The 8,845-nt window shown below is 64.4% G+C and carries 9 protein-coding genes and 2 pseudogenes; 3 read left to right on the forward strand and 8 right to left on the reverse strand.

All coding sequences use genetic code 11. The features are described 5' to 3' along the window. Positions 1-929 (forward strand): reverse transcriptase domain-containing protein (locus NF20_RS20065; RefSeq protein WP_033717433.1); only part of this gene is annotated, 929 nt, incomplete at its 5' end. Next, entirely contained in the window at positions 817-1,503 is a 687-nt protein-coding gene (locus NF20_RS20070; RefSeq protein ID WP_372585603.1) for an IS30 family transposase, read from the forward strand. The genes NF20_RS20065 and NF20_RS20070, both read left to right, overlap by 113 nt. Before the next feature lie 101 nt (positions 1,504-1,604). Here NF20_RS20070 and NF20_RS26665 read toward each other — a convergent pair whose 3' ends face one another. Then, positions 1,605-1,757 (reverse strand): enoyl-CoA hydratase-related protein, encoded by a 153-nt coding sequence (locus NF20_RS26665; protein ID WP_007168480.1) that lies wholly within the window; start codon positions 1,755-1,757, stop codon positions 1,605-1,607. 211 nt (positions 1,758-1,968) lie between these two features. On the opposite strand from NF20_RS26665, the gene NF20_RS28380 reads away from it, so the two are divergent. Further along, positions 1,969-2,091, forward strand: a complete 123-nt coding sequence (locus NF20_RS28380) for a hypothetical protein (protein WP_255250777.1) — start codon at positions 1,969-1,971, stop codon at positions 2,089-2,091. 1,446 nt (positions 2,092-3,537) lie between these two features. On the opposite strand, the gene NF20_RS26675 is transcribed toward NF20_RS28380, so the two are convergent. The 7 genes and pseudogenes from NF20_RS26675 to NF20_RS28755 form a co-directional block, all read right to left on the reverse strand. Beyond that, entirely contained in the window at positions 3,538-3,843 is a 306-nt protein-coding gene (locus NF20_RS26675; RefSeq protein ID WP_007168485.1) for a hypothetical protein, read from the reverse strand. A 60-nt stretch (positions 3,844-3,903) separates the two neighbouring features. Then, complete coding sequence (locus NF20_RS26680) at positions 3,904-4,245, reverse strand: hypothetical protein (RefSeq protein WP_007168486.1); 342 nt, start codon at positions 4,243-4,245, stop codon at positions 3,904-3,906. A 20-nt stretch (positions 4,246-4,265) separates the two neighbouring features. Further along, positions 4,266-4,673 (reverse strand): type II toxin-antitoxin system VapC family toxin, encoded by a 408-nt coding sequence (locus tag NF20_RS26685; RefSeq protein WP_007168487.1) that lies wholly within the window; start codon positions 4,671-4,673, stop codon positions 4,266-4,268. Positions 4,674-4,676: 3 nt separating this feature from the next. Beyond that, entirely contained in the window at positions 4,677-4,949 is a 273-nt protein-coding gene (locus NF20_RS20075) for a type II toxin-antitoxin system Phd/YefM family antitoxin (RefSeq protein ID WP_033711258.1), read from the reverse strand. 489 nt (positions 4,950-5,438) lie between these two features. Next, positions 5,439-5,657: pseudogene (locus tag NF20_RS26690) on the reverse strand (transposase); the annotation flags it as partial. Positions 5,658-5,703: 46 nt separating this feature from the next. Beyond that, on the reverse strand, positions 5,704-7,647 hold the full coding sequence (locus NF20_RS20080; RefSeq protein WP_007172497.1) for a tyrosine-type recombinase/integrase: 1,944 nt from the start codon (positions 7,645-7,647) through the stop codon (positions 5,704-5,706). Beyond that, positions 7,644-8,692, reverse strand: a pseudogene (locus NF20_RS28755) (tyrosine-type recombinase/integrase). Before NF20_RS28755 ends, NF20_RS20080 begins: the two are co-directional and overlap by 4 nt. Positions 8,693-8,845 lie beyond the last annotated feature (153 nt).

Below are 8,845 nucleotides of genomic sequence, written 5' to 3' on the forward strand. Positions count from 1 at the left end.
TCTTCGAGGCTGACATCGCGGCGTGTTTCGACGAACTGGCTCACTCCGCCATCATGGAACGAGTACGCACGCGGATCGTCGACAAGCGGGTCCTGGCCCTGATCAAGGCATTCCTGAAGGCGGGCATCATGTCTGGCGACGGAACGGTCAGGGAATCTGATACCGGCACACCCCAGGGTGGCATACTCTCACCGCTGCTGGCCAACATCGCTCTGACGGTGTTGGACGCACATTTCCGTGTGAAATGGGATGCCCATCGGACATCTCAGCGGCGAGATGCCCATCGCAAACGTGGCGGGGCCACCTATCGGATCGTCCGCTATGCCGACGATTTCGTGATCATGGTGGCCGGAACCAAAGCGCACGCGGACGCATTATGGGACGAAGTCGCGGATGTCATTGCCCCACTGGGGCTACGGCTATCCGTGGAGAAGACCCAGGTATGCCACCTCGACGAGGGGTTCGACTTTCTCGGATTCCGCATCCAGCGGCGCCGCAAGAAGGGCACGAACAAGGCAGCTGTCTACACCTACCCGTCGAAGAAGGCGCTGCTTTCGATCATGACGAAGGTGCGGGCGCTGACCAAGAAGGCACGTCATCATGGCCTTGCTGATCTCCTCGGACGCCTCAACCCGGTGCTCCGAGGATGGTGTGCGTATTTCCGTCACGGTGTGTCGAAGGCAACCTTCGGATACCTCGATTCCTTTGCCTGGCATCGGGTCACCCAGTGGCTGCTCAAACGGCACAAGCGGATCACGTGGGCGGAGCTCTACCGGCGGTTCCTGACCGGAAGGCCAGGCAATCGTCCGCAAGAGAATGGGATCGTCATGTTCGATACCACCACCGTTCCGATCACTCGGTATCGGTGGCGGGCGAGCAACATCCCCACACCGTGGACCAGCACAGCGGCGACCTCGGTCCCCGCATAACGGTGGCAGTCCGTGGAGCGCCGGATGCGACGAGAGTCGCACGTCCGGTGCGGAGGGCGGGCCGGGGAAACGGGCCAGGAGCAATCCCGGCACCGCGCCCCGGTCCGACCCCTACATCATCGGTAATAACCACCTCTCGGCGATCGGCACTCTGGTCGAACGCCAGACCCGGATGCTGCGGTTGGTGCATCTGCCTCGCAGTGACGCCGACTCCCTGCACGCGGCCTTGGTGGCCCGCATGAAGGATCTGCCACCCACGCTGATGCGGTCGATCACCTGGGACCAGGGCACCGAGATGGCGCGCCACCTTGCCACCACCGACAAGCTCGGCGCGCCCGTCTACTTCTGCGACTCCAGATCACCCTGGCAACGCGGCACGAACGAGAACACCAACGGACTGCTGCGCGACTACTTCCCGAAGGGCGTCACCCTCATCAGCCACCCGCCGGAGCAGTTGTTGGCCGTCGAACACGAACTCAACCATCGCCCCCGCATAGTCCTCCAAGACCGTTGCCCCGCCGATCTATTCGCTGCCCTGTTAGTCTCGAGTGATCCGTCGGTGTTGCGACGTTGAGTAGAACCCACCCCGTCGTCAACACCTCACACCTCTGCCGCGTGGACCGGCCCTAAGTCATTACGTCACGATCGGCGGTGCCCTTGCCGCCGCGAGTGTCCTCACGGGCAAGACACTGCGAAAAGACCGCGCTTCGGCTCCATCACCGCGAATCGTGCGTCGGGCACGGCCACTCGGATGTCGGTGGAGCTCAACATCTCGAATCCGCCCGCCACGCAAGTGCCGTTGACCGCGGCGATGATCGGCTTGTACACGGGGAAGCGATGCAGGACGGCGTGGATTGCGTCGAGCTTGTCCAGAGAAGAATCCGGTTATTTCCGCCTGCATCCTGCGAGTCCGAGGCGGTCGGCGGCATCTCGCTGCCAGATGTCAAGACCCGGGTGTGTGCCAAGTGATAGGTCGACGGTTCGGCGTGTTCGTTGGTCGCCTGTCTACCGGATGGTCATGAGGCGTTCGGTCGGCCCGGTGCCTGTAGGTGAGGGCGGGGTGGCAGCCGCGGTGTTTCTGTGGGACGGTGCGGCGCTCGATTCGATGCGGCTGCGGCCGGTGCTCATTGCGGCGATCCCCTCTTCGGGTGCGTTTCAGTAGATCTGCATATCAGTACGCGGATCAATGAGGGGTCCTGCACTTGGGCCCAAGGTGAGGCGCGGCACCCCTCGCGCGTCGTCGGCGATGAGTTGCCGGCGGGCGTCTGCTGAGGCCCTGTGTTGGGGACGGTCTAGGTGCACGCGGCGAGGTGTGACTGCTGATCGGACTACGCAGGGAGCGATTTTTGGCCAACAGCGATACTGAATTCTAGGAAGAAAGGTTTCTGCAGATATCGGGCACCAACCGAGTAAGTCTAGTTTGCTGGCACCTTGAAACTCTGATAATCGTAATCAAGTCAGACTCTGGCCTGAATGATTCACGTTGTGCTCGATATCAGTAAGTACGCAGACGCGAATTGGCGCATGTCAGTACACCAGTACATGGTTGTTGAACTGCTGCAATATACGATTGTAGGTGTGGAAGTCAGTGTCTACTGAAACACTGAATTTATGAATATGAATCACTTTGCAAACAAGGTAGCCCAATTGGCTTGACGCTCACTTTCTGTAGTAGCTAAGCTGCATTGCATAGCCAAAGTTCATACAGCTGGTGGCATTGCTATCACCAGTTGTGGGAATCCAGTTGTGGGAATGGAGGTGAGCCCCATTACCACCTAAGTGACTGTGCAACGCACGACAAGTGCGCCGATCATAACGCGATCATCTAATGATCCATGAATTCGGAGGGGAACATGACTTGCAAGACACGACGCCGCGGTATCACGATCAAGCTCGGCATGGCCGCAGGTGCAGCTTTGGCCGCCGGGCTCATCCCGATAGCCAGCGCGGGCGCTGCCTGGGCGGATGAGCCAGACCCAGGGATCACAGTTGGGGGCGGCGGGTCTGGTGGAGTGTCCACCCCGATCGGTGGGGGCAGGGCGTCGACCGGCGGGTCCGGTGCTTTCAACGACAATGGCGGCGGCTTCGGTACTGGCACGTCGGGCGGTTTGACCGGTCCGGCGGCGCTGGGAGCGGCGCTTCCACCGGCGCGGGCGGTGGTTTCACCCTGCCGGGATTGCCGGGATTTTGAGGTAGGCACCGCAGCGGGAATCGACATTTGACTGGCGTGGCCGCTAGCCGCGCAGCAACGGATGTCGACATGCGGGGCAAGCGGATGACGCACCCCGAAGCCTCGGGAGAGGACGTTTGCTTGGTGATTGGGACCGGTCGCCCGAGTCGCGCACATCGTGGCCGGGCGACCGCTCGTCGGCGGGTATGACGGTCGGCTGCCGAACACGCCTGGCGCCTGAAGCGGCCACCCATGATGCCGAGCATGAAGTGTTGGTGCGCGCGCCCAGTCGCAAAGTTCGTGATTGAGGCGTGACGGGCGGTCCACCACGCAACGCACGATGTCTTGCGGTCACCATCTTCCACCATCTTCGAGCCAGCGCCCGTTCACATCCGGCCACCAGGTCGGCAACGGGTCGCGGCGGGCAAGGCGGGCGGTTCATCGCGCTGCGCGGCGCACCAGACAGCGCGGTCGCCTGGCGTTTCTGCCGCGCGCTCGCAACGCCGTGCTGCGCCGCTTCATCGAGGCTGCAGTGCGCTTCATCGCGTCGATGAGGTCCTTGGCCTCGCCGATCGATTCCAAAATGGCCACCCGAGCTTGGCCGGCCTCCTTAGTCAGTGGTGTGCCCAGGAGCTGCCAGTCCGAGCGCAGCCAGTCGCGCGCCGCGCTGAGCGCTGATCTCACTTCGTCGATGCAGGCGCGGGCGTTCTCGAATAGTTCGGGACGAGTTGGCAGGTCAGCCATGGGTTGTCCTTTGCGGCGGGTTGTAGCGGGAAGCCGTGGGAGTGACGGCCGGCGAGGTTTTCACCAGCCGGCGTAGGCAAGGGGCAGGTCGGCGATGACTTGTCGGCGTGATTCGTCGAGGCTGGCAGCAATGTCGCTGAGGCCATTTGCGCCAAGTGATCGCAAGAGTTCGCCGCCGGGCTCAGAGTTGTAAAAGCTCACCATCGCCGCAAGGAACATCGCTTCGCCCGAGGACAGCCATCCGATAGCTGATCGGATCTCGTCGACCCTCGGCGAGAGATCCCACTTGCTGGTCGCGCTGTCCGGGGAAGTCTGGCCGTCGGCGAACCATCGGGGACCGGCGATCTCTACACCGCGCTGCCACGCTTGAAAAACGGTCTCATCATAGAAACGTGCTGACATGTGTTCTCCTCCTGAGCCGTTCATGAGTTTCTTCCAGGTGTGACAATCGTTATCCCGAGGGCACGGGCGGCGTCGCTGAGTCGACTGTCATAGGCGACCATGGCGGTCAATGGTGCTGTGGATGCGGCGATTTGAGCGGTGGCCAGGTGTATCGCATCGAGCGAGCGCAGCGCCGGATCGGGGTAGGCGGCCGCGGTGGCGCGGATGACCTGGTCGATTTCGAACCGATCCAGTCTGGCCAGCACAGAGGGGACAGCAGATAAGCCATTTGGGGCGACTGCGCGGATGGCTCTGGGGAGCTCCACTTCAGCCAAGGCAGATGTTATCCAACGTGTTTCGGTGCGTTCATCGAGCCAGTCAGCTAGAGCATCAGATTCGACTTCGATCCGGATCAGCTTGACCAGAGCCGAGGTATCCAGGTAGATCACCGGCTAATACCTTTCCTCGGCGCGCAGACGTTGCAATAGCGCGCCGGCGTCGAGATTGTCGTGCATCGGAACGGTCGGCCGCGGGGCTGGGCCGGCCAGCGTCGCCGGTTGCACTCTGCCGGCAGTGATCAACGCATCCAGTGGGCCGGCGGTAGCGGGGATTATTCGGGCGATGACTTCCCCGCGCTCAGTAAGCGTGATCTCTTCGCCACGCTTGACGCGGGCCAAGACCTTTGCCGTCTCTTGGTTGAGCATTCGGAGAGGTACTTCACTCATACCAATAATGTACTACATAGTTGTACTACATGCTATGGTGGCGCAACTGGTTCGGAGCGCCGGCGGCCCATGTCCACACGCCCGCCCCCGAGAATCAACCTATCGACGAAGCCGTTCAGGAACTCCGCGCCGGCCTCGTCGTCAGGCTCGCGGCCATCGGTGCTCACAAAGGGACCTATCCGTCTCTAGCTGCCTTGTCAGCTCAATTCTCACAGGTGGGGCAGAGATATGCGACGGTCAGCGCGTGGTTATACGGCCGAGCCATTCGCTTGATGCCGGCGGTCTGCGGGCGGTGCCGCTCAGTCAGTGCCGTCGTCCCGACCATTGGTGGCGCCAGCCACTCGGCCAACCTAGCCTTGACCTGCTCCGCCTGCTCCCGACTGTGGCACATGTCGTTTGCCATCTTTCCGAGTGTTACGCGGCAGGGGAGAAGGTCAAGTCCAGGGACGTGGTGTACGACGTCGTCGTGTGATTCTTCGACTTGGTGGTTTAGGCGGTCAGTGCCGCCGGGGTGTCCTCCTGTTCTGTTGATGGCGTGTGGTCGGCGCGGGATTTGCTGAGGACGTCGAGGCCGAGGTAGCGGCGGGATTCGGCCCATTCGTCGTGTTGTTCGGCCAGCACCGCGCCGACGAGGCGGATTAGGGCGTTGCGGTCGGGGAAGATTCCGACGACGTCGGTGCGCCGGCGGATTTCCTTGTTGAGTCGTTCTTTTATCCGGCCCTCGGGGGCGGGTCAACCCGTCGGGGTGGGATGTTCATCGATCGAGGCGCTGGAGGTGGTCGGTAAGGGCGTGGGCGACGCGGTCGTGGCGGGCGGCTTCGTCGGTCCAGCCGCGGCACTCGGCGTCGGTTCTGAGGGCCTGGACGTCGGCGAGTTGGTCGGTGAGCGTGTCGCGGAATTCGGGGGCGGTGACGTAGTTGTCGCAGGTTTCGCAGATGTTGGCATAAGGGCACGCGCCCGCGGATTCGTGGCGAGCGCAGTATCCGTGTGCAACGCGGGTTTTCAGCATTTCACTGTGCAGCCAGCCGACCTTGTCGGGCAGGATCGGTTTGCCGACCGGGGTGAGGGTGAACTGGCGGCGCATCTTGCCCATCGCTTCGTCGTAGGCCGCGCGCAGGGTGGGCGAGGCCAGGGTGGCGTAGCGGATCGTCATTTGTGGAGTGACGTGCCCGAGTAAGGACATCAAGGCCTGCAGACTCATCCCGGCGTTGGCGAGTTCGGTGGCCCAGGTGTGGCGCAACTGATGTGGAGTGACCATCAGGACGCCGCCGTCGGGACGGTGCAACCCGGCGGATTCAGCGGCGGTGAGCAGCCCGTTGCGCAGCCGGGTGTAGCCCAGGCGGCGTCCGTGCCGGGTGAACAGAAAGTCGGTGAGCACGCCGGTGCGTGGGTGCGGCAGCGGCCGGTGCGTGCCGCGGAGGGCGACCCACTCGTCGAGCGCGGCGAGGGTCGCGGCGGAGAGCGGGACCATGCGTTCGGTGGCGAGCTTGCCCAGTGGCACCTTCAGCCAGGTTCCGGCCGGTCCGTAGTCGATGATGCTGCCCAGTTCGAGGTCGAGCAGTTCCCCCGCCCGCAGGCCGGCACCACGCAGCACGGTCAGGCCGATGCGGGCGAACGGATCCTGCAGGTGGGCAACGGCGTTCATCACTGCCGCGTCCACATCGGGTGCTAGCGCGCGTGGCAACGGCTGGTCGAGTTTGGGGACGTCGGCGGCGAATACCAACCGCCGTGGTGGGGCCTGCGCCCAGCCCCAGGCGGTGATGTCGTCGAGCAGGTTGCGCAGACTGAGCACTGCCGACTGGGCCACCGCGGCCGAGACGGTGCGCCCGGCGCCCGCGGCGGCGCGCTGACCACGCCAGCCCCGGGTGCGATTCCATTTCAGGTAGCCCTCGATGCAGCTCCGGTCGAGTTCACGCAGGCTGATGACGTCGGGATGGTGAGCGGTGAGGTATTCGGCGAAGGGCAGCAGGTCGTTGATCAGCGACTCGACCGATTTGGGCCGCAGCACCGCCGCGCGCACGCCGATGTAGCGCAGCAACGTCTGACGGATCGGGTCGGGCATCTCCACCTCGGTGAAGCGCTGCTCGAGGCTACGGGCCCACCGCCGGCGTTTCGGCGCGGTGTCGATGACCGCGGTCTCGAACAACAGCTGCCGCAGGCTGGCCAGCCGCCCCCTGTATGCCCGCCGCGACGATGGCGGCACCACGGTACGTGACAGCGCGGCGTCGAAGTCGTCGAGCGCGTCGCCGGTCAGGTCGGCGACCATTCCGCCGTGGTGTGCCAGCACTACCGCCAGACATTCGCCGAGGACCGTCTCGACCCAGGAACTCCTCCAGCCCAACCGAATTCCCGCATTCCGCAACGCGGCGAATCCGCTCGGATCCCGGTCCTCCACTGCGCGGCCCAGCCCGGTCAACTGTTTGACCGCGGCCAGCTCGACGTCCAGCCGTAACCGGCCGGTGCCGATCGTGTGACAGATCAGCGGCCACGCCCCGGTGTCCCGTATCTCGGCGATCCGCTCGGCTGCCGGCAGCGTCATCCAGGCGTGCAGGTCGCGGTGGCGTGCGGTGAAGTCGCGAGCGATCCGAATCCGGTCGCGTACCGCCCGCCCGCTCAAACCCAGGGTGGCGACGTGGTCGAGATAATCCGCCACCACCTCGTCGGCGCCTACGGGTTGGCCGACCAACACCGTGGTCACTGCCGGGCTCCGGCCAACGTCGCACGAGCAGCACCGTATTCGGCGGCGAGCTGCTCGATCGACAAATGCACGTAGCGGGCCGTGGTCTCCGGCGAGACATGCCCCATCAACGCCCGCAACGCCAGCAGATCGATTCCGGCCGCCGACAATTCGGTGCCGTAGGTATGCCGTAAACGGTGCGGGCGGACTCTTGTGGCGCCAGAGGTCTCCCGGTGCCGACGGAACAGGCTGCGCAGCCCGGCCTCGCTGACCGGTGCACCGGTCGTCGGCCGCGCAGCACTACGAAGCACTGCGGCGTCGCCAACCCCGGCGGCCGCTCCCATCGCAGGTAGGCGGCGAGCTCGGTGAAGAACGCCGCATCGACCGGGACATGACGTTCCTTGCCGCCCTTGCCGATCACCCGAAGCCGGCGCCGGCCCATATCGACGTCGGCGAGCAGCAGGCCACGCGCCTCGGCCGAACGCAGCCCTCCGAGTAGCATCACCAGCACCATCGCCCGGTCCCGGTGCGTTGCCAGTGTCGCCAGGAACGCGTCGACATCGTTGGTGGACAACGATTCCGGAAGACGCTGCGGCTGACGCACCAACCTACCGCCACTGCGTGCACGCCCGGGACCCAGATGACCGAGCAACCCCCGCTGCGACTGGCGCAGCCCCTGTCCCCGCCGCGGCGACGGCACCGGATTGTCGGTGCAGACACCGGTCATCACCAGATACTCGAATAACGCGCGCACTGCCGCGACCCGGCGGTTCACCGTCGAAGCTGCCGGCGGGGTCGACGAGCGGTGACCGCCGGTGGGCTGGTCCGTTCGGCGGACGCCTTGCCAGTCGATCCAGTCGAACACCAACGGCGCATCGACCGCGGCGAGCCCGACCGCTTGCTGGACGAGGAACCGGCTCAAATTGGCGACGTCGAATGCGTAGGCCCGCACCGTGGCCGCGCTGAACCCCCGTCCCGCCAAATGGTTGAGAAACGCGTTCACCGCGTCCTGCCCGTCCCAGTCGCCCTCCAGGACATATCCGCTGTCGCTCTTGAGTACCCGCATCGCCGCTCCGCCTTCCCCCACCGAGATGCAGACAGCATCCATCCGTGCTCAGCGCTTGTGCGTGAACCTCACGCTGCAGCCCGAACCGTGTCCCCGGAGAGCCGGTTAACGGATAGTGGGTTGGTTGACCAGATCTTTTTCCAGTGGGCCACC

This window comes from Mycobacterium sp. MAC_080597_8934 (assembly GCF_000523975.1).
Lineage (GTDB): Bacteria > Actinomycetota > Actinomycetes > Mycobacteriales > Mycobacteriaceae > Mycobacterium > Mycobacterium avium.

Bases quoted from the DNA above. Each gene is read 5' to 3' on its own strand.
- NF20_RS20070 (WP_372585603.1), top strand. From the start codon at position 817: ATGGGATCGTCATGTTCGATACCACCACCGTTCCGATCACTCGGTATC.
- NF20_RS26675 (WP_007168485.1), bottom strand. From the start codon at position 3,843: ATGGCTGACCTGCCAACTCGTCCCGAACTATTCGAGAACGCCCGCGCC.
- NF20_RS26680 (WP_007168486.1), bottom strand. From the start codon at position 4,245: ATGTCAGCACGTTTCTATGATGAGACCGTTTTTCAAGCGTGGCAGCGC.
- NF20_RS20075 (WP_033711258.1), bottom strand. From the start codon at position 4,949: ATGAGTGAAGTACCTCTCCGAATGCTCAACCAAGAGACGGCAAAGGTC.